The sequence below is a fragment of the Ensifer sp. GW101-20A05 genome (assembly GCF_059424735.1).
In genome coordinates this window covers 238,981-258,245 of sequence record NZ_JBWKZT010000007.1, presented here as the reverse complement: position 1 = coordinate 258,245, position 19,265 = coordinate 238,981, and the positions used below count along the sequence as shown (strand labels likewise).

General features: G+C 63.2%; 16 protein-coding genes. 9 read left to right on the top strand and 7 right to left on the bottom strand.

Annotated elements, in window-relative coordinates; genetic code table 11:
- Both cimA and rarD read left to right on the top strand, forming a co-directional pair.
- Positions 1-1,617 (top strand): citramalate synthase, encoded by a 1,617-nt coding sequence (gene cimA, locus AC070A_RS19520; protein WP_057252743.1) that lies wholly within the window; start codon positions 1-3, stop codon positions 1,615-1,617.
- Positions 1,618-1,931: 314 nt separating this feature from the next.
- Complete coding sequence (rarD, locus tag AC070A_RS19515; RefSeq protein WP_113479446.1) at positions 1,932-2,873, top strand: EamA family transporter RarD; 942 nt, start codon at positions 1,932-1,934, stop codon at positions 2,871-2,873.
- Positions 2,874-2,946: 73 nt separating this feature from the next.
- On the opposite strand, the gene AC070A_RS19510 is transcribed toward rarD, so the two are convergent.
- Positions 2,947-3,567 (bottom strand): LOG family protein, encoded by a 621-nt coding sequence (locus AC070A_RS19510; RefSeq protein ID WP_058320243.1) that lies wholly within the window; start codon positions 3,565-3,567, stop codon positions 2,947-2,949.
- Positions 3,568-3,811: 244 nt separating this feature from the next.
- Between AC070A_RS19510 and AC070A_RS19505 the strand changes: the two genes are divergently transcribed.
- From AC070A_RS19505 to pssA, 4 genes are all read left to right on the top strand, one after another.
- On the top strand, positions 3,812-5,581 hold the full coding sequence (locus AC070A_RS19505; RefSeq protein ID WP_113479447.1) for an Ig-like domain-containing protein: 1,770 nt from the start codon (positions 3,812-3,814) through the stop codon (positions 5,579-5,581).
- Between the two features lie 196 nt (positions 5,582-5,777).
- Positions 5,778-7,664 carry an ABCB family ABC transporter ATP-binding protein/permease gene (locus AC070A_RS19500; protein ID WP_113479448.1) on the top strand — a complete coding sequence of 629 codons (1,887 nt, stop codon included), beginning with the start codon at positions 5,778-5,780 and terminating at the stop codon, positions 7,662-7,664.
- Between the two features lie 115 nt (positions 7,665-7,779).
- Complete coding sequence (locus tag AC070A_RS19495; protein WP_058320241.1) at positions 7,780-8,478, top strand: phosphatidylserine decarboxylase; 699 nt, start codon at positions 7,780-7,782, stop codon at positions 8,476-8,478.
- 9 nt (positions 8,479-8,487) lie between these two features.
- Entirely contained in the window at positions 8,488-9,363 is an 876-nt protein-coding gene (gene pssA / locus AC070A_RS19490) for a CDP-diacylglycerol--serine O-phosphatidyltransferase (RefSeq protein ID WP_113479449.1), read from the top strand.
- Positions 9,364-9,439: 76 nt separating this feature from the next.
- On the opposite strand, the gene AC070A_RS19485 is transcribed toward pssA, so the two are convergent.
- From AC070A_RS19485 to alr, 5 genes are all read right to left on the bottom strand, one after another.
- On the bottom strand, positions 9,440-10,180 hold the full coding sequence (locus tag AC070A_RS19485) for an SDR family NAD(P)-dependent oxidoreductase (RefSeq protein ID WP_113479450.1): 741 nt from the start codon (positions 10,178-10,180) through the stop codon (positions 9,440-9,442).
- A 12-nt stretch (positions 10,181-10,192) separates the two neighbouring features.
- Positions 10,193-11,683: an amidophosphoribosyltransferase gene (purF, locus tag AC070A_RS19480; protein ID WP_057252730.1), complete on the bottom strand. Its 1,491-nt coding sequence runs from the start codon at positions 11,681-11,683 to the stop codon at positions 10,193-10,195.
- 145 nt (positions 11,684-11,828) lie between these two features.
- Positions 11,829-12,452 carry a CvpA family protein gene (locus tag AC070A_RS19475; RefSeq protein WP_057252728.1) on the bottom strand — a complete coding sequence of 208 codons (624 nt, stop codon included), beginning with the start codon at positions 12,450-12,452 and terminating at the stop codon, positions 11,829-11,831.
- 231 nt (positions 12,453-12,683) lie between these two features.
- Positions 12,684-14,087 carry a DNA repair protein RadA gene (radA, locus tag AC070A_RS19470; RefSeq protein WP_057252727.1) on the bottom strand — a complete coding sequence of 468 codons (1,404 nt, stop codon included), beginning with the start codon at positions 14,085-14,087 and terminating at the stop codon, positions 12,684-12,686.
- Positions 14,088-14,244: 157 nt separating this feature from the next.
- Positions 14,245-15,384 (bottom strand): alanine racemase, encoded by a 1,140-nt coding sequence (gene alr / locus AC070A_RS19465; RefSeq protein ID WP_113479451.1) that lies wholly within the window; start codon positions 15,382-15,384, stop codon positions 14,245-14,247.
- A 154-nt stretch (positions 15,385-15,538) separates the two neighbouring features.
- On the opposite strand from alr, the gene AC070A_RS19460 reads away from it, so the two are divergent.
- The 3 genes from AC070A_RS19460 to AC070A_RS19450 all read left to right on the top strand — a co-directional run bounded on the left by AC070A_RS19460 (position 15,539) and on the right by AC070A_RS19450 (position 17,479).
- Positions 15,539-16,396: an AraC family transcriptional regulator gene (locus AC070A_RS19460; RefSeq protein WP_058320238.1), complete on the top strand. Its 858-nt coding sequence runs from the start codon at positions 15,539-15,541 to the stop codon at positions 16,394-16,396.
- Between the two features lie 121 nt (positions 16,397-16,517).
- Positions 16,518-17,171 carry an AzlC family ABC transporter permease gene (locus AC070A_RS19455; protein ID WP_113479495.1) on the top strand — a complete coding sequence of 218 codons (654 nt, stop codon included), beginning with the start codon at positions 16,518-16,520 and terminating at the stop codon, positions 17,169-17,171.
- Positions 17,168-17,479: an AzlD family protein gene (locus AC070A_RS19450; RefSeq protein ID WP_113479452.1), complete on the top strand. Its 312-nt coding sequence runs from the start codon at positions 17,168-17,170 to the stop codon at positions 17,477-17,479. The genes AC070A_RS19455 and AC070A_RS19450 overlap by 4 nt, the downstream gene beginning before the upstream one ends.
- 110 nt (positions 17,480-17,589) lie before the next feature.
- Here AC070A_RS19450 and AC070A_RS19445 read toward each other — a convergent pair whose 3' ends face one another.
- A complete protein-coding gene (locus AC070A_RS19445) occupies positions 17,590-19,092 on the bottom strand; it encodes a replicative DNA helicase (protein ID WP_058320236.1) in 1,503 nt (500 codons plus the stop codon).
- Between the last annotated feature and the right edge of the window lie 173 nt (positions 19,093-19,265).

The following is a 19,265-nucleotide window of genomic DNA, read 5'->3' as shown; positions in this document are numbered from 1 at the left end:
ATGACCAGGGAACGCATCTACCTCTTCGACACGACGCTACGGGACGGGCAGCAGACGCCCGGCATCGACTTTTCGGTCGAGGACAAGATTGCGATTGCGGGTCTGCTCGACGCGTTCGGCATGGACTACATCGAGGGCGGCTATCCCGGCGCGAACCCGACCGATACCGAGTTTTTCACGCGCAAGCGCACGCAGAGGGCATCTTTCGTCGCCTTCGGCATGACCAAGCGCGCCGGGGTTTCGGCGTCGAATGATCCGGGCCTCGCGGCCCTGCTTGCCGCAAAAAGCGACGCCATCTGTCTGGTAGCCAAGAGCTGGGACTATCATGTCGAGGTCGCCCTCGGCTGCACGAACGAGGAAAACCTCGACAACATCCGCGCTTCTGTCGAGGCGGTGGTCGCCTCCGGTCGTGAGGCGATGGTCGACTGCGAGCATTTCTTCGATGGCTACAAGGCCAACCCGGCTTACGCGCTCGCCTGCGCGAAGACCGCTTTTGAAGCCGGCGCCCGCTGGGTTGTGCTCTGCGACACCAATGGCGGCACGCAGCCGCCGGAGGTGCGCGAGATCGTCACTGCTGTGATCGCTGCCGGCGTGCCGGGCGCCAATCTCGGCATTCATGCCCACAACGACACCGGCCAGGCGGTCGCCAACTCGCTGGCGGCGGTGGAAGCCGGCGTGCGCCAGATCCAGGGAACGCTGAACGGCATCGGCGAGCGTTGCGGCAACGCCAATCTCGTCACGCTGATCCCGACGCTCGCGCTCAAGGAGACCTATTCCAATCGCTTCGAAACGGCGATCGATGCCGATCGCCTGCAGGAATTGACGAAGCTCGCCCATTCTTTCGACGAGCTGTTGAACCGCTCGCCGGACCAGCAGGCGCCCTATGTTGGCGCATCGGCCTTTGCCACCAAAGCCGGCATCCATGCTTCGGCGCTGCTCAAGGACCCGCGCACCTATGAGCACGTCGCGCCGGAAAGCATCGGCAACCTGCGCAAGGTCATGGTCTCCGATCAGGGCGGCAAGGCCAATTTCATCAACGCGCTGAAGCGCCGCGGCATCGTCGTCAGCAAGGACGACCCGAAACTCGACAAGCTGATCGCCATCGTCAAGGAACGGGAAGCGACCGGCTATGCCTATGAGGGGGCGGATGCGAGCTTCGCGCTGCTGGCAAGCCGCATCCTCGGCACGGTGCCGGATTTCTTCCACGTCGAAAGCTTCCGGGTGATGGTCGAGCGCCGCTTCGACGCCAACGGTCATTTGAAGACCGTATCGGAAGCGGTGGTGAAGGTGGTGGTCGACGGCGAGACGATGATGTCGGTTGCCGAAGGCCATGGCCCGGTCAATGCGCTCGACCTGGCGCTGCGCAAGGACCTCGGCAAGTACCAGTCGGAAATCGAAGATCTCGAACTGGCGGACTATAAGGTCCGTATCCTCAATGGCGGCACCGAGGCGATCACGCGCGTGCTGATCGAGTCGACCGACGGAACTGGCGCGCGCTGGTGGACGGTGGGCGTCTCCGACAACATCATCGACGCCTCGTTCCAGGCGCTGATGGACAGCATCATCTTCAAGCTGTTGAAGAACCGCGACCATGTCGGCCTGATTGCCGCCGAATGACGTCGGCGGCGAGGTAGGGCAGGCTCCACTGCGGTGGGATGATAAGCAAAACTCACCATCTCTTCACGGAAATGAATTGGTGCATTCCCGGGCGTTGGAGTAGGACGCATCCGTGGGAGGCTTTGTCGGTTGGTAAGCCGCGCCTTCCCTTCAGCACCGCGCGTCTTATCCGACGCGCAAAGGTCGCTGTAGCACTTTGAATTGCTGCATGTTTTTGTCCTTAAATCGGATGCGATTTAAGGACGCATGCAGGAGCGACCGGAGAGCGGCCCGTTGCCACCACGGCTCCGCCAAACACACCAGGAAAAGATGTTATGGCTGAGCCGAACGCGAAAGCACCCGCCGAAAATACCGATTCCGCGAGAGGCTTTGCCTTCGCGCTGACCGCCTATCTGCTTTGGGGCTTTCTGCCTTTCTTCATGAAGGCCGTCGCACACATTCCGGCGCCGGAAGTGGTGGCGCACCGGATCGTGTGGTCGGTGCCGCTCGCGGGTCTGGTTCTGCTTTGGCTCGGTCGTACCGATGACATCAAGGTCGCGCTGCGCTCTCCGCGCATGCTGCGCATGGCGGCGTTGACCGCCGTGCTGATCACCATCAACTGGGGCATCTATGTCTGGGCGATTGGCGCCGGCCGCGCGATCGAGACGGCGCTCGGCTACTATATCAACCCGCTGTTTTCGATCTTCCTCGGCGCGGTGCTGCTGAAGGAAAAGCCGAACCCGGCGCAGATGGTTGCGATCGCGCTTGCGGCATCGGCCGTCGCCGTGCTCGCCTTCGATGCCGGCGGCCTGCCGTGGGTGTCGATCGGCCTTTGCCTGTCCTGGGGCTTCTATGCTTTCTTCCGCAAGACGCTGCCGGTCGGTCCGAACCAGGGCTTCTTCCTGGAGGTGTTGCTGCTCAGCGTTCCAGCGATCGGCTACATCATCTGGCTCGAGGCGACCGGGCAGGGGCATTTCGGCGATACTGGCACGGCCGATATTCTCTGGCTGATGTCCTGTGGTGTCGTCACCGCCATTCCATTGATGATCTATGCCAACGGCGCCAAGCTGCTGCGACTGTCGACCATCGGCATCATGCAGTACATCGCCCCGACGATGATCTTCCTGATCGCCGTCTTCGTCTTCCACGAGCCCTTCGGCACCGCGAAGCTCATTGCCTTCGGCCTGATCTGGGCGGCGCTGGTGATCTATTCGGGCGCGATGTTGGCCGAAAGCCGTGCGCGTCGCGCAGCATTGCAGGCGAGTCCGGCCGAGTAACACAAGCGAATGGGACAAAAACGAAAAAGGCGCGCCGGTGAGCGCGCCTTTTTGTTGTCCGGAAATTAAAAGATCAAAGCCTCGAAATGATCTCAGCCTCGCCCTCGCGCCCGTTGCCACCACTGGCAGCAGCAAGAATGGTCGGAACGATGTCGACCGCATCATTGACGACGAGCGGCTGCACGAGGTGCGCCGTGTGTACGAAACCCTCCTCGCGCATGTGCTGCAGCAGATCCAGCATCGGCCGCCAGAAGTTGTTGATGTTACCGAAGACCATCGGCTTGCGGTGACGGCCAAGCTGCGCCCAGGTCATGATCTCGACGATCTCTTCCAGAGTGCCGATGCCGCCCGGCAACGCCACGAAAGCGTCGGCCCGTTCGAACATCGTGTGCTTGCGCTCGTGCATGTCGGCGGTGACGATCAGCTCGTTCAGCTGGCCGAGCGAATGCCGGGTGGCTTCCTTGTCCATCAGGAATTCCGGGATGATCCCGGTGACTTCGCCGCCGTTGGAAAGGACGCCGCTGGCCACGGCTCCCATGATGCCGCGCGTGCCGCCGCCATAGACCAGGCGAAGACCGTGATCGGCAATCGAGCGGCCAAGTGCGCGGCCGGCTTCCATGTAAGCGTTGTCGCGTCCCGGCTGTGAACCGCAATAGACGCAGATGGATCGAATCGTGCTGTTCTCAGTGCTCATGCCCCCAAAAAACATTGCAGCGCAGCATGGGTCAAGAAAAATGAGGGGAAAGCTGGGTTTCCGGCGGTTGCGGCGCCCTTGACTGCTTGTGTGCCGAATCGCGAATCGCTAGCAATTTCAGGGATTGATTGAAGAAATCGGACGGTTCGCTTGCTGTTGCGCTATAATGAATGGCGCAAGCCCGCACCGCAGGCCGATGAGAGGGCATGCGCGGAGCGTTGCTCCGCTCCGTGTGGAGAGTGGCATGATCAAAAATAAGGCCGGCTGGGTGGCCATTACTGTCCTCGTGGCAGCGACAGCGTTGATGGTATTCGTGGTGCAACCGAACCTGCGTGGTGACGGCAAGAAGCCGGCGGACGAACCGGCTGCAGGCAACGCGAGCCAATCGAACGAGACTGCTGCTGGCACCGGCGGCCCGCAGGCGACCGAAGGAACCGCGAAGCCGCTGGACGCCAAGGCCGGTGAGGCCGAACAGACAGCCAATGCTGCGCCGACGAACGCACCCGCCGAAAATCCGGACGTGCCCGGTTTCGATGTGCTGCGCGTGGAGCCCGATGGATCGACCGTGATCGCTGGGCACGCCGAGCCCGGTTCGAAGCTCGAGATTCTGAGCGGCGACACCGTTGTCGGTACCGCCGATGTCGGCGCGACGGGTGACTTTGCGGCCGTCTTCGACAAGCCTCTGCCGGCTGGCGACTATCAGTTGACGCTGCGCAGCACCGGTGAAGACGGCACGGTGAAGAGTTCCGAGGAAGTTGCGACCGTTTCGGTTCCCAAGGACCCCTCCGGTCAACTTCTCGCCATGGTGTCGAAGCCAGGTGAGGCAAGCCGACTGATCGCGACGCCGGAAGCTGCCAAGGCCGAAAGCGAGCAAGGGACCGACAACAAGCCGGCCGAGGTCGCATCGACTGCGACGCAGACGCCGCTCGCGACCGGCGACGCATCCTCGGCTCCGGCAAAGGCGCTCGGTGTTCCCGGCTTGCAGGTGAGTGCCGTCGAGATCGAGGGAAGCAAGATGTTCGTCGCGGGCAGCGCCAGGCCGCGTGCGCTGGTGCGCGTCTATGCGGATGACAAGCTGCTCGGAGAAATGAAGGCCGACGACAAGGGCAATTTCGTCGTCGATGGCGAGATCGAGTTGACCGTTGGCAGCCACATCATCCGCGCCGATATGCTGAACGAGGATGGCACCAAGGTCGCTATGCGCGCTTCGGTTCCCTTCGACCGCCCCGCAGGCTCGCAGGTCGCCGCCGTGGCGCCGTCGGGCACGCCCTCGGCGACAGCCGGTCTTGATGGCGTACGCGCCGAGGCAGGCAAGGCGCTGGCTCTGTTGAAGGGGCTCTATGCCAATGGCAAGGTCCCGACAGGCGAGCAACTCGCCGCAGCGCGTTCCGCAACTGAGATCGCTCTGAAGTCGCTGGCCGACTTCCGGCTCGCCGACAACTCCGATCAGGCGCTGGCCGCGGCCTCGGCACGGGCGTCGAAGGCGGCAGCCGATGCGCTGGCAGCCTTGAAGGCCGCGCCGCAGGATGCGCCGAGCGTTGCTTCGGCGCTTGCCAAGGTCGACGCGAGCGTTGGTCCGGTTCTGGCCGAGCGCGGCAGCGCGACGCCGGCGTCGGACGCGCGGGCCCTGCCGAAGGGCAATGCCCCGGCGCAGGGTGAGCTGGCGAAGGCGATGGGTGCAGGCAGCGCAGTGGCGAGCGACGCCGCGACGACGCCAAGCACTGAAACTGCCGCGGCTGCTCCCCAGCAGGAAGAGCCTCAGACGGTCCAGCAGGAGCCGCTCAAGGAGAGCAAATCCTCCGTGATCATCCGTCGCGGCGACACGCTGTGGCAGATTTCGCGTCGCGTCTATGGTGCCGGCTTGCGATACACCACGATCTACCTGGCCAACCAGGACCAGATCGAAGACCCGGACCGCATTCGCCCGGGACAGGTTTTCGGTGTGCCGGATAAGGCGCTGCCGGACGATGAGTCGCGCGAGATTCACAAAAAGCACATGAAACACGAGCGATAGGCAGTCGATCGCCCGCCAACAACATTGCGGCGGCGGCGATGGATGCCTATCTCTCGATCAAGGGCGGCGCCTTCAACGAGGCGCCGCTTTTCATTGAACGGTGATGACGGCGCTGTAGAGGGAAAGCACGGTGCGGCAAGGCTCGTGGGGCTCCCTAAGCCGTCAAGCAGCGCGAAACGTAAGAGCGGATCAGAACGTGGCACCCCAGAAGAAAACTGTTTCGGCCGATACGAGCAATCCGTTGCAGACGATCGCCAATCTCTGGCCCTATATGTGGCCGACGGACAGGGCCGATCTCAAGCTCCGGGTCATCTGGGCAACGGTCATTCTGATCATCGCCAAGGTCGTCCTGATCCTCGTTCCCTATTCCTTCAAGTGGGCAACCGATGCGCTGAACGGCAAGCCGGATGCCTTGGGTTTCCTGCCTCAGTTCCTCACCGGCGCGGTGATGCTGGTGCTCGCCTACAATCTCGCGCGCTTGCTGCAGGCCGGCTTGAACCAGCTTCGCGATGCGCTGTTTGCAAGCGTTGGCCAGCACGCGGTTCGCCAACTTGCCTACAAGACCTTCGTCCACATGCACCAGCTCTCGCTGCGCTTCCATCTGGAGCGGCGCACCGGCGGGCTTTCGCGCGTCATCGAGCGCGGCACCAAGGGCATCGAGACGATCGTCCGCTTCACAATCCTCAACAGCGTGCCGACCCTGATCGAATTCCTGCTGACGGCGGTGATCTTCTGGTGGGGCTACGGCTTCAGCTACCTGTTCGTGACGGCCGTCACCGTCTGGCTCTACATCTGGTTCACCGTGCGCGCGAGCGACTGGCGCATCGCCATCCGCCGTTCGATGAACGACAGCGACACCGACGCCAACACCAAGGCGATCGACTCGCTGCTGAACTTCGAGACGGTCAAGTACTTCGGCAATGAGGAGATGGAAGCCCGTCGCTTCGACAAGTCGATGGAACGCTACGAGGCGGCGGCGACCCAGGTCTGGACGTCGCTAGGCTGGCTCAACTTCGGTCAGGCGTTGATCTTCGGCGCCGGTACGGCCGTGATGATGATCATGTCGGCGCTGGCCGTGCAGCGCGGCGAACAGACGCTGGGTGACTTCGTCTTCATCAACGCCATGCTGATCCAGCTTGCGATCCCGCTCAACTTCATCGGCTTCGTCTACCGCGAAATCCGTCAGGGGCTCACCGACATCGAGCATATGTTCGACCTGCTCGACGTGCGCGCCGAAGTGGTGGATCGCCCGAATGCGAGCGAACTTGTCATCGGCAAGGGCGCCATCGCCTTCAAGGATGTGCATTTCGCCTATGACGCGGCACGTCCGATCCTGAAGGGCATCACTTTCGAAGTGCCGGCCGGCAAGACGGTCGCCGTCGTCGGTCCCTCCGGTGCCGGCAAGTCTACGCTCTCGCGGCTGCTCTATCGCTTCTACGACGTGCAGGAAGGGGCGATCACCATCGATGGCCAGGACGTGCGCACAGTGACGCAGAAGAGCCTGCGTTCGGTGATCGGCATGGTGCCGCAGGACACGGTGCTCTTCAACGACACCATCGCCTACAACATCCGCTATGGCCGTGTTTCGGCGAGCGAAGCCGAAGTCGAGGCGGCGGCCGAAGCCGCGCAGATCGCCGAGTTCATCCGCACGCTGCCGGAGGGCTTCCAGGCCATGGTCGGCGAACGGGGCCTGAAGCTTTCGGGCGGCGAGAAGCAGCGCGTTGCGATCGCCCGCACCATTCTCAAGGCGCCGCCGATCCTGATCCTCGACGAGGCGACATCGGCACTCGACACGCGCACGGAACAGGAAATCCAGTCAGCGCTCGACGTGGTCTCGCGCAACCGCACGACGCTCGTGATCGCCCACCGGCTTTCGACCGTAATCAACGCCGACGAGATCATCGTGCTGAAGGATGGCGTCATCGCCGAGCGCGGCACCCATGGCGAGCTGATCGACCGCGACGGTCTCTATGCGTCGATGTGGAGCCGCCAGCGCGAAGCAACGCAGGCCGAGGAGCAGTTGAAGCGCGTGCGCGAAAGCGACGATCTCGGCATCGTTACCCGCGGCGAGCCGGCGATCTGATGGTGTGTCTTTCTTTTCTGAGCGCGACGCGTTTTGTCGCTGTCTGGCGGGCAACGTTGCCCGCCGGGGCATTTCGCGCTAGTTCACGTTCCACGGAAAATCTGGAGTAGAGTTTATGAGCCTGGTCAATACGATCCGCAACACGCTCGTACCGGTGCACAAGGAAGGCTATCGCTTCGTCGCGATCTTTTTTGTCGTTTCGCTGGTGCTTGGCTTCCTGTGGGAGCCGTTGATGTGGATCGGCTTCGTGCTGACCGCCTGGTGCGCCTATTTCTTCCGCGACCCTGAACGCATGACGCCGATCGACGACGATCTGGTGATCAGCCCGGCCGATGGCCGCGTTTCGTCGATCGCAACGGTGCTGCCGCCGGAAGAGCTGAACCTCGGCTCGGAACCGATGCTCCGCGTTTCAGTTTTCATGAACGTGTTCAATTGCCATGTGAACCGTGCGCCGATGGCCGGCACCATCACCCGCGTCGCCTACCGCGCCGGCAAGTTCGTCAATGCCGAGCTTGACAAGGCCAGCCACGAGAACGAGCGCAACGGCCTGGTGATCGAGACCAAGCACGGCGCGATCGGCGTCGTCCAGATCGCCGGCCTCGTTGCCCGTCGCATTCTCTGCTGGAAGTATGAAAACGGCTCGCTGGAGGCCGGCGAACGCTTCGGCCTGATCCGCTTCGGTTCGCGCCTCGACGTCTTCCTGCCCGCAGGAGCCGAGCCGCGCGTCAGCGTCGGCCAGACTGCCGTTGCCGGCGAGACCGTGCTTGCCGAGTTCGGCTCGGCCAAGGGCCCGGTCCTCAGCCGTCGCGCATAAGGAGTGTACATGGAAGGCTCTGAACAGGAAAACCCAGCCGAACCGCCGAAAGCTACCGGCGACGCGAGCGGTTCAAACGACACCGGTCGTGGTCCTCGGCTGCGCGAGATACCGCTGCGCCTGATGATCCCGAACCTGATCACGGTGCTGGCGATCTGTGCCGGTCTCTCGGGCATTCGGCTCGCCTTCGAAAACCGCATCGAGCTTGCCGTTGCCATGGTCTTGCTCGCGGCCTTCCTCGACGGCATCGACGGCCGCGTTGCACGCCTCTTGAAGGCGACGTCGAATTTTGGCGGCCAGATGGACTCCCTCGCCGATATCATCAATTTCGGCGTTGCGCCGGCGCTCGTGCTTTACGTCTTCATCCTGGATCAGGCCCGCTCGATCGGCTGGATCGCGGCGCTGATCTACGCGATCGCCTGTGGCCTGCGGCTTGCGCGCTTCAACGTCATGGCCGAGCGCCAGTCCAAGGCGCCGTGGCAGTCGGAGTATTTCGTTGGCGTGCCGGCGCCGGCGGGCGCAATGCTGGTGCTGCTGCCGGTCTATCTGGGGCTGTTGGGCCTGGCACCTGAACGCACCTTCGCGCTGATTGCATCGGCCTACACCGTGCTGATCGCCTTCCTGCTGGTCAGCCGTCTGCCGGTCTGGTCCGGCAAGTCGGAAAATAGCCGTGTGCGCCGCGATCTCGTCCTGCCGGCCATTCTCGGTGTCGTCTTCTATGTCGCAACGCTGATGACCTACACCTGGGAGACGATGGCAGTGACGGCCCTTGGCTACCTGATCACGCTGCCCTTCGGCGCGCGCTCCTGGCAGCGCAAGTACGGCGGCGATTGGCCGGCGCACCCGTCGACGGGTGGGGACGGCCTGCCGGGTGACAAGGACTGACTGAGTTTCAGCAAGGTACAAAAAAAGGCCACCGTGGTGACACGGTGGCCTCTTTGTTTGGAAAGCGCGTCGAAGCTTACTCCGGCATCCTGTAATCGACGATCTTGTCTTCGCGGACGATATAGAGCTTGCCGGTCTCGGTCTGCTGCGGACCAACGAGCGGCAAGAGCTTGGCGGCGACCTCGGACGGATGCGGCACGGTCTCCGGGTCCTCGCCGGGCATCGCCTGCGCGCGCATCGCCGTGCGGGTGGCGCCGGGATCGACACAGAGGATGCGCAGCGGCAGGCGCTGCGTTTCGCCGGCCCAGGTGCGAGCGAGCGCCTCGACGGCGGCCTTCGATGCGGAGTAGGGCCCCCAGAAGGGCTTGCACTTATGCGCGGCGCTTGAAGACAGGATCAGCGCACGGCCGGCGTCCGATTTGATCAGCAGCGGCTCCAGCGAGCGGATCAGCCGCCAGGTGGCGTTGACGTTGATGTTGATCACCTTTTCGAACACCTTCGCCTCGACATGGCCGATCGGCGAGATCGTGCCGAGCACGCCGGCATTGGCGACCATGATGTCGAGCTTGCCCCAGCGCTCGTTGATGGCGCCACCGAGCTTGTCGATCGCTGCCATGTCGGCGAGATCGAAGGGCACCAGCGTCGCCGAACCGCCCGCAGCCTTGATCGCGTCGTCGAGTTCTTCAAGCCCGCCGACGGTGCGCGCGCAGGCGACGACATGGGCACCGGCCTTGGCCAGTTCGAGAGCGGTGAAATAGCCGATACCGCGCGATGCGCCGGTGACCACGGCCACCCGGCCTTTGAGATCGATCGTCATTTTATTGTCTGATTATCCGTTGCTGGCGAGAACCGAGAGTTTGCGGACATTGCTGGCGCCTTCCTGGTCGAGAAGGCGGGTCGGATAGTCCCCGGTGAAATAGTGGTCGGTGAACTGCGGCGCCTTCGGATCGCGCTTCTCGCCGCCGACCGCCTCATAGAGGCCGTCGATCGACAGGAATTCGAGCGAGTCTGCCCCGATGTAGCGGCACATGGAGGCGAGGTCGACATGCTGGTTGGCGAGCAGCTTGTCGCGATCCGGCGTGTCGATGCCGTAGAAATCCGGGTGGAAGATCATCGGGCTCGCGACCCGCACATGCACTTCGCGTGCACCGGCCTCCCGCATCATCTGCACGATCTTCACCGACGTCGTGCCACGCACGATCGAATCATCGACCAGAATGACGCGCTTGCCTTCGATCATCGCGCGGTTGGCTGAGTGCTTGAGCTTGACGCCGAAGGCGCGGATCTGCTGCGTCGGCTCGATGAAGGTGCGGCCGACATAGTGGTTGCGGATGATGCCGTATTCGAAGGGAATGCCGCTCTGCTGGGCATAGCCAAGGGCGGCCGGCGTTCCGCCGTCCGGTACCGGAACCACCACATCGGCTTCGACGGGCGCCTCCTTGGCGAGATTGATGCCCATGTTCTTGCGCGACACGTAAATGCTGCGGCCGCCGACGACCGAATCCGGGCGGGCGAAATAGACATATTCGAACAGGCAGAGGCGTTCCGGCTGCGATACCTCCGGCTTGCGAGAATCGATCGAGATCGATCCGTCGGGCTGGATCTCGCAGATGATCACCTCGCCGTTCTCGACATCGCGGACGTAAGTTGCGCCGATGATGTCAAGCGCGCAGGTCTCGGAGCAGAAGATCGGCTTGCCGTCGAGTTCGCCCATGACGAGCGGTCGGATGCCGATCGGGTCACGCGCGGCGATCAGCTTGGTGCGCGTCATCGCCAGCATCGAGTAGCCGCCTTCCATCTGTCGGATGGCGTCGATGAAGCGGTCGGACGAGGAGGCCTGCTTGGAACGGGCGATCAGGTGCAGGACGACTTCGGTGTCGGAGGTCGACTGACAGATGGCGCCATCGGCGATCAACTGACGGCGAAGGGTGAGGCCGTTGGTGAAGTTGCCGTTGTGAGCGATCGCGATGCCGCCGACTTCAAGTTCGGCAAAGAGCGGCTGGACGTTGCGCAGCGCCACTTCGCCCGTCGTCGAGTAGCGGGTGTGGCCGATGGACATGAAGCCGGGGAGCTTTGCCAGCGTCGCCGGGTCGGTGTAGTGGTCGCCGACGAGGCCCATGCGCTTTTCGGTGCAGAACTGCTTGCCGTCGAAGGTGACGATGCCGGCGGCTTCCTGGCCGCGATGCTGGAGCGCATGCAGGCCGAGCGCCGTCAGCGCCGCCGCGTCCGAGTGCCCCAATATGCCGAAGACGCCGCACTCTTCGTGCAGTTCATCGCCTTCGAGTTCATCGTGGATTTCCATGGATCTCAGATCGGTCATCACTGTCGCCTTTGCTCCGTACCGGTGCGCATATCGTGATCAGGCCCGCCATCTTCAAGCGATCTTAGCTGAAAACGGCTGCAAGCGTTATTCCCCAAAAGGACAAAGCCCGCGGGGCGGGCTTTGTCGGCAAATCGTTCCTGTCTCAGCCGTTGGTGGCCGGTGCGTCGTCGGCGGGCGCCTGCTCCGGCGTCGTCGACGGTGTCTGGCCGGGGGTCGCCGCCGGCGCTTCGCCTTCACCTTCGCCGGTGGTGTCCTTGCCGCGCAGGCGGTCGAGAATGGTGGCGTCGGCTTCTTCAGGCAGAAGCGCGATCAGCTTGTTGCCGAGATTGTCGAGCAGCGGCTTCGATTTCGCCTGGGTGACCCAGGTCGGCTGCTGCTGCGGCGCGACGAGCCAGTTGAAGAACAGCATGGCGACGACGACCAAAAGAATGCCGCGGGCGGCGCCGAACAGGAAGCCGAGGGTGCGGTCGAGCGCGCCGATGCGGCTGTCGATGATGAAATCGGCAATCCGCATGGTGATGAAGGAAATGATGATCAGCGCGACCAGGAAAATCACCGCCGCCGATCCGATCAGCGCGACAGTATCGCTGTTGGTGTACTGCTTGGCGTAGGGCAGAAGCTGCGGGTAGAGGAAATAGGCGGCCGCGGCCGCACCCACCCAGCTCGCGACCGAGAGCACCTCGCGCGAGAAGCCTCGAACCATGGCCAGGATTGCGGAAAACAGGGCGACGCCGAGAACGATACCGTCGAGAATTGTAATGGGCATTTTGTCCTTACTCCGGACCCGGTTCGTCCGGGTCTCCTCAAGCCTATCCGCCATCGGCCCTGCTTGACGTTCAGGGCATTTTCAGCCTCTTCGCGGCCCCTACAGCGCCGCGCGTCCTTTCGGGCGCGCAAAGGTCGCTGTAGCGCTCAGACCTGCTGCATAACTTTGTCCTTAAATCGATCCCGATTTAAGGAATTATGCAGTAGTGGACGGTCTGCGGCATCCGCAACTTCAATCTTCGTCCTCCACCGGTCTCAGCGCGTTTCGCGATCCCGCGATGCGCGCCACCAGATCCGGCAGGCTTTCCATTTCGCTCCATCGGCCATTGCCGTTTTTTGGCAATTCGGTGGACGCGGACGGCAGGACCGCCTGCGAGAACCCGAGTTTCTCGGCTTCCTTAAGGCGTTGTGCGGTATGCGCAACCGGCCGGATGGCGCCCGACAAGCTGACTTCGCCGAAATAGACGCAATCCGCCGGAAGGGCAAGCCCGGCAAGCGATGAAACCAGTGCGGAAGCCACAGCTAGATCGGCGGCCGGCTCGGAAATGCGGTAACCGCCGGCGATATTGAGATAAACGTCGTGCTGGCCGAGGCGTACGCCGCAATGGGCTTCGAGCACAGCGAGGATCATCGACAGGCGGGCCGAGTCCCAGCCGACGATAGCGCGCCGCGGCGTACCGAGTGAGGTCGGCGCGACGAGCGCCTGCACTTCGACAAGAATGGGGCGGGTGCCTTCCATGCCGGCAAAGACGGCGGCACCCGGCGATTTTTCGTTGCGTTCTCCGAGGAACAGTTCCGACGGGTTGGCGACTTCGCGCAGACCCTTGTCCGACATTTCGAAAACGCCGATCTCGTCGGTCGGGCCGAAGCGGTTCTTGACGGTGCGCAGGATGCGGTAGTGGTGGCCGCGGTCGCCTTCGAAGTAAAGCACCGCATCGACCATGTGTTCGACGACGCGAGGGCCGGCGATCTGGCCCTCCTTGGTGACATGACCGACGAGCACGACGGCGGTTCCCGTCTGCTTGGCGAAGCGGATCATCGCCTGCACGCCGGTGCGCACCTGGGTGACCGTGCCGGGCGCCGAATCGACGATGTCGCTCCAGAGTGTCTGGATCGAATCGATGATCACCAGATCGGGGCGCTTGCCTTCCGAAAGCGTTGCCAGGATGTCCTCGACATTGGTCTCTGCGGCCAGCAGCACGTCGCTATCGGCAGCACCCAGGCGCTGCGCACGCAGACGCACCTGAGCAACGGCCTCTTCACCGGAGACATAGATGACGCGGTGCTTGCGGCGCGAAAGTGCGGCGGCCGCCTGCATCAGCACCGTCGATTTGCCGATGCCGGGATCGCCGCCGACGAGCAGTGCGGAGCCGCGCACGAAGCCGCCGCCAGTCACCCGATCCAATTCCGAAATGCCGGTCTGGATACGCGGCGCGTCCTCGATCTCGCCGGAAAGCGTGGTGAGCGCCACCGGGCGGCCCTTCTTCGGAGCGCGCGTCGGACCGCCGCCGATGCCCGCTGTCGGATCGTCTTCGATGATCGTGTTCCATTCGCCGCAGCCTTCGCATTTGCCCGCCCAGCGGGTGTGGACGGTGCCGCAGTTCTGGCAGATGAATTGGGTACGGGCTTTCGCCATCAGGATCGGACTTTCGAAATCTGGGAGCCGCCGGCACACATGCGAGGCGATGCCGCCGACGACAGAAGAATCACCTTCGTCGTCACATAATGCCGCGGAACGCGGAACAAAAGGTGAATTTTAGCGAAGGCCGCAAGGAAAATGCAGGAAAGCCACGTCAGACGGCGCCGACATAGTTCCTGATGTAACGATGCCCGAGGCTGGTCAGCAGCTCATAGCCGATGGTTCCGCCGGCGCGCGCCACGTCGTCAATGGCGATGTTTCGGCCGAAAAGCTCGATGTAATCGCCCGGCCGCGCTGCACCGGCCGGCAGGTCGGTGACGTCGAACAGGCTGAGGTCCATGGTGACGCGCCCCACATGCGGCACGCGCTTGCCGTGCAGGAAGCCGAATGCCCCTGACGGGGCTGCCTGCCGTAGAGTCACGCCGCCGCCGGAGACCGAACGATGGTAGCCGTCGGCGTAGCCGACCGCGACGGTGGCGATGCGACTGTCTCTGTCGAAGCGGGCGGAGGCGCCGTAGCTCGCCGTGCCTCCGGCCGCGACCTCGCGGATCTGGATGATCCTGGCTTCGGCGGTTACCACTGGGGTCATCGGGTTGATGGCATCGTTGACCGCCTCGCCGCCATAGACGGCGATGCCCGGCCGGGTGAGCTCGAAATGATAGTCGGCGCCCAGGAAGACACCGCCGGAATTGGCAAGGCTTGCATCGACACCCTCATAGGCAGCAGTCGCTTCGCGGAAGCGCCCGAGCTGGTAGGCGTTCAACGGGTGCTGCGGTTCGTCGGCACAGGCGAGGTGGCTCATGATCAGGACTGGCGAGAAGCTTGCGGGTCGCGCCGGGTCATTGGCAAGCGCCACGGCGGCCTCGACCGAGAGACCCAACCGGTTCATGCCGGTATCGATATGCAGCACGCAGGGGTGGTCGCCGCGCTCGGAAAGAGCCGCCATGAACACCGCAAGCTGCTCGTCGGAATTGATGATCGGCACCAGGTCATTGTCGAAGAAGAGCTCTTCGTTGCCCGGCCACATGCCCGCGAGAATGTAGATGCGGCCCTCCGGAACGAGGGGGCGCAGTTCCGCACCTTCCTCGGCATTGGCGACGAAGAAGTCGCGCGCACCGGCGGCATAGAGGGCAGGGGCTGCATCATCGATGCCGAGGCCATAGGCGTCCGCTTTCAGGACCGCTGCCGCCCGCGCCTTGCCGGAGCGGGCATTCATCGTCCGCCAATTGTCGGCAAGCGCACCGAGATCGATCGTGAGGCGGTTGGAGGCGGAAAGAAATTCTGGGGGGAGCATGCCGGACACTCTTCGTGGACGATACGAAGAGCAATACAGCCAACGGCCCATGGTCGCAAATGCTCGCCTGTCGCATCGCCGTCACGCGGGCCCTGAAGGAAGGATGAGCACTTTTGTGCAAGACGGGATCGCCTCGGGTCACTATGGTTGCCCAATGCAGACGATTTCGCAGGAAGAAGCCATAGAGGTCATGCCGATTGAAGGCGGTGAGCGCACGCGCTTCTGGCGCGATCCTCGCTTTATGGGCATGGAATGTCTGACGGCGACCTTCATTACCCATGAATTCGCGCCGCATGCACATGAGACGTTCAGCATCGGCGCGATCGAGGCCGGCTCGCAGATCAGCAAGATCAAGGGCGAACGTTCGGAGGCGGGCCCTGGGTTCTTCTACCTGATCAACCCCGACGAAATCCACGACGGCCACCCCGGCGGCAGCGGCTATCGTTATCGCATGGTCTATCCGAGCGCCGATCTGCTGGTGAACATCATCGAGGACGTGACCGGTCGCGCTTTCAAGGGAACGCCGTCCTTCTCGAGGCGGGTGCTGCAGGATCCGGACCTCGCCTTGTCCTTTCATCAAGCGCACCGAACGCTTGAGCTGGCAGGCGGCACGCTCGAGGCCGAAGAAAGAATGTTCGGCGTGCTTGCGGCGATGTTCGAGAGGCACGGCAGTACGATCATCACCCCGATCGAGACGCGCGAGCAGTCCCCTGTGCATCGGGCGCGGGACTATCTGATCGAGAATTATGCTGAAGACGTCGGGCTCGAGGAACTCGCCAAGGTCGCAGGGCTCAGCCGCGCGCACCTGATCCGCGCCTTCCGCAAGGAATTCCATATCACTCCACATGCCTTTCTGACCGACAAGCGCGTGCGCACCGCCAAGACCTTGCTCAGGCATGGCTGGTCGGCGGTGGATGCGGCCTATCAGTGCGGCTTCGCCGATCAGGCGCATTTCAGCCGCCACTTCAAGGCGCGCACCGGCGTGACACCCGGCGCCTTCCGCGCCGGCTGATCACTTTCGTTCAATACGGGACCCGCTTCCGCCTATAGACGTTCTCCGTTTCGTGTGAATGGAGACAGGGACGTTGCAGGTAAGAAATGCGTTGCAGGAATTTCGAGCCGCGGCGATCGCGATGATGCCGCTGATCGTAGCCGTCATGCCGATCGGCCTGGTGTTCGGTGCCGTGGCGGCGGCCAAGGGGCTGACGCCGGCCGAGGTGACGCTAATGAGCGCACTGGTCTTTGCCGGTGGGTCGCAATTCGTCGCCATGGATATCTGGACACATCCGGCGTCCTGGGCCGCACTCGGCTTCTCGGCTCTGCTCGTCAACATCCGCCATGTGCTGATGAGCGCCTCGATCGGCAGCAAGCTTGACGGTTTCTCCGGGCCGGCGCGCTATGCCTCGATGCTGCTTCTCGCCGATGAAATCTGGGCCATGGCCGAGATGCGCGCGAGCAATGGCAAACTCACGCCCGCCTGGTATGCCGGCCTCGCCGTGCCCTTCTACTGCGCCTGGGTCCTGACGAGCCTGACGGGCGCGATGGTTGGCGCCCTGCTGGGCGATCCCAAGGTCATCGGCCTCGACTTCGCATTCCCTGCCGTTTTCATCATCCTGGTCATGGGTTTCTGGAAGGGGCGCGAAACGGGTGCCGTTCTGGCCGCGAGCGCTTGTGCGGCGGTGGTCACGCATCAATTGCTGCCGGGCGTCTGGTACATTGCGGCGGGTGCTGCAGCCGGCGTCGTCGTGGCTATGCTTTCAGGCGGACACAAGGAGGCCCACGCATGAGCGTCGATCTCAACACTTTGCTTGCGATCCTGGCCATGGCAGTCGCGACGGTCGCGACCCGCATCGGCGGTCTCGTGCTGATCCGCTATGTGACGATCGGAGAAAACCAGAAGCGCGCCCTGGAGGCCATTCCGCCAGCGGTTCTGATGGCGGTCATCGCTCCGACGGCAGTGGTCACCGGCCCGGCCGAAACGATTGCCGCTGCCTTGACGGCGGTTGCTGCAACCAGGCTGCCGCTCTTGGCATCCGTTGCCGTCGGCGTGGTTTCGGTGGCGCTGTTGCGTCAGGTTCTAGGCGGCGCCTGGTAAAAGGCGGTGCCGGTTGAGCCCATCACGCTTGGGCGGCTCGTTGTGAAGTAGAGCGGGCTGGGAAACCGCAAACATTTTTCCCAGCCCGCTCCGGCCGCCCCCACGGAACTCTAGTGTTCTTCGTACTGGGTGAAGGAGGGATCGGCGAGATCGGTGAAGCGCGTGAATTCCGACTGGAAGGCGAGCTTCACGGTGCCGGTCGGTCCGTGACGCTGCTTGGCGATGATCACGTCCGCCGTGCCCTTCACCTGCTCCATCTTCATCTTCCACTCTTCGTACTTCGGGTCGAACTCGTCGCGCGGCTCCAGGTTCTTCACGTAGTATTCCTCGCGGAACACGAAGAGCACGACGTCGGCGTCCTGCTCGATCGAGCCCGATTCACGAAGGTCGGAGAGCTGCGGCCGCTTGTCTTCGCGGCTCTCCACCTGACGGGAGAGCTGCGACAACGCGATGATCGGAACATTCAGTTCCTTGCCGAGCGCCTTGAGGCCGGTGGTGATCTGGGTGATTTCCTGCACGCGGTTGTCGCTCGATTTGCCCGAGCCGGTCATGAGCTGGATATAGTCCACCACCAGGCAGTCGAGGCCACGCTGGCGCTTCAGGCGCCGGGCGCGTGCGGAAAGCTGGGCGATCGAGATACCACCGGTCTGGTCGATATAGAGCGGCACCTTCTGCATCATCTGCGAGCAGGCAACGAGCTTTTCGAAGTCGGCCTCGGAAATGTCACCGCGGCGGATCTTCGACGAGGAGACCTCGGTCTGTTCGGAGATGATACGGGTGGCGAGCTGTTCGGACGACATTTCGAGCGAATAGAAGCCGACGACGCCGCCGTTCCTGGCCTTGAACGAACCATCCGCCTGGACTTCCGGTTCGTAGGCGGCGGCGATGTTGTAGGCGATGTTGGTGGCAAGCGAGGTCTTGCCCATGCCGGGACGCCCTGCAAGCACGATCAAGTCCGAGCGCTGCAGGCCGCCCATGCGGGCGTCGAGGGATAGGATGCCGGTGGAAATGCCGGAGAGGCTGCCGTCGCGCTCGAAGGCCGCACCCGCCATGTCGATCGCGAGCGCGACGGCATCGTTGAACGACTGGAAGCCGCCGTCGTAGCGGCCGGTCTCGGCGAGTTCGAACAGGCGACGCTCGGCATCTTCGATCTGGCCCTGCGGCGGCATGTCGAGTGGCGCGTCATAGGCGATATTGACCATGTCCTCGCCGATCGTGATCAGCGAACGGCGAAGAGCGAGGTCGTAGATCGCGCGGCCGTAGTCTTCCGCGTTGATGATCGACACGGCTTCGGCAGCGAGACGCGCAAGGTACTGCGCGACGGTCAGGTCACCGACCTTCTCGTCGGCCTTGAGGAAGGTCTTGATGGTGACGGGGTTCGCGGTCTTGCCCATGCGGATGATATCACCGGCAACCTCGAAGATCTTGCGGTGCAGCGGCTCGTGCAGATGCACGGGCTTCAGGAAGTCCGAGACACGATAGAAGGCGTCGTTGTTGACGAGGATCGCGCCGAGCAAAGCCTGTTCGGCTTCAAGGTTGTTCGGCGCCTCGCGATAGTGCTGGTCCGCCTGATCCTTGCCGATAGGGGATAGCTTTCGCGCCGCGTCATTCATGTCGTTTTATCTCTGCCTTTGTCTGGTGTGGCACCGGTTTGCGATCTACCGCGAGCCGGGTCAAGTGCAGGGGGGACACACTCGCAAAGCGTCTCATCGCAGCCTCGCGCTTTTCCCGTTGTTCGACTGATCCACAGGTCAGGTTCACAAAAGCGTAGAATCTCGCCTTGCCA

What these genes read in the sequence shown, in the direction of transcription:
- AC070A_RS19505 (WP_113479447.1), top strand. Translation starts at nt 3,812, where the DNA reads ATGATCAAAAATAAGGCCGGCTGGGTGGCCATTACTGTCCTCGTGGCA.
- purF (WP_057252730.1), bottom strand. Translation starts at nt 11,683, where the DNA reads ATGACCGATCTGAGATCCATGGAAATCCACGATGAACTCGAAGGCGAT.
- AC070A_RS19455 (WP_113479495.1), top strand. Translation starts at nt 16,518, where the DNA reads ATGATGCCGCTGATCGTAGCCGTCATGCCGATCGGCCTGGTGTTCGGT.
- AC070A_RS19460 (WP_058320238.1), top strand. Translation starts at nt 15,539, where the DNA reads ATGCAGACGATTTCGCAGGAAGAAGCCATAGAGGTCATGCCGATTGAA.
- cimA (WP_057252743.1), top strand. Translation starts at nt 1, where the DNA reads ATGACCAGGGAACGCATCTACCTCTTCGACACGACGCTACGGGACGGG.
- AC070A_RS19450 (WP_113479452.1), top strand. Translation starts at nt 17,168, where the DNA reads ATGAGCGTCGATCTCAACACTTTGCTTGCGATCCTGGCCATGGCAGTC.
- radA (WP_057252727.1), bottom strand. Translation starts at nt 14,087, where the DNA reads ATGGCGAAAGCCCGTACCCAATTCATCTGCCAGAACTGCGGCACCGTC.
- pssA (WP_113479449.1), top strand. Translation starts at nt 8,488, where the DNA reads ATGGAAGGCTCTGAACAGGAAAACCCAGCCGAACCGCCGAAAGCTACC.
- AC070A_RS19445 (WP_058320236.1), bottom strand. Translation starts at nt 19,092, where the DNA reads ATGAATGACGCGGCGCGAAAGCTATCCCCTATCGGCAAGGATCAGGCG.
- AC070A_RS19510 (WP_058320243.1), bottom strand. Translation starts at nt 3,567, where the DNA reads ATGAGCACTGAGAACAGCACGATTCGATCCATCTGCGTCTATTGCGGT.
- AC070A_RS19495 (WP_058320241.1), top strand. Translation starts at nt 7,780, where the DNA reads ATGAGCCTGGTCAATACGATCCGCAACACGCTCGTACCGGTGCACAAG.
- AC070A_RS19485 (WP_113479450.1), bottom strand. Translation starts at nt 10,180, where the DNA reads ATGACGATCGATCTCAAAGGCCGGGTGGCCGTGGTCACCGGCGCATCG.
- rarD (WP_113479446.1), top strand. Translation starts at nt 1,932, where the DNA reads ATGGCTGAGCCGAACGCGAAAGCACCCGCCGAAAATACCGATTCCGCG.
- AC070A_RS19475 (WP_057252728.1), bottom strand. Translation starts at nt 12,452, where the DNA reads ATGCCCATTACAATTCTCGACGGTATCGTTCTCGGCGTCGCCCTGTTT.
- alr (WP_113479451.1), bottom strand. Translation starts at nt 15,384, where the DNA reads ATGCTCCCCCCAGAATTTCTTTCCGCCTCCAACCGCCTCACGATCGAT.